1 protein-coding gene is annotated in these 257 nt (G+C 66.1%); it reads left to right on the top strand.

Annotated elements, in window-relative coordinates; translation table 11 throughout:
- On the top strand, positions 1-257 hold a 257-nt coding region (locus MN199_RS14750), incomplete at both ends, for an aldehyde dehydrogenase family protein (protein ID WP_335739917.1).

Below are 257 nucleotides of genomic sequence, written 5' to 3'. Positions count from 1 at the left end.
GCCGCCACGTCGCCCTGCCGTACCAGGCCGGGCGCGCCTACGTGCAATACCAACCTAAGGGTGTGATTGGCGTCATGGCGCCGTGGAACTACCCGTTTTCGTTGACCTTCATCCCGCTGGCCACCGCCCTGGCCGCCGGCAACCGCGTGATGCTGAAACCTTCGGAGCTCACGCCGCACACCAGCCAACTCATCGAAACGATGCTGGCGGCGCTGTTTCCCGCCGATGAGGTCACTGTGGTGACCGGCGGGCCGGAC

The organism is Rheinheimera metallidurans (assembly GCF_036983985.1).
Lineage (GTDB): Bacteria > Pseudomonadota > Gammaproteobacteria > Enterobacterales > Alteromonadaceae > Alishewanella > Alishewanella metallidurans.
This window is presented reverse-complemented; position numbering and strand designations above follow the sequence as displayed.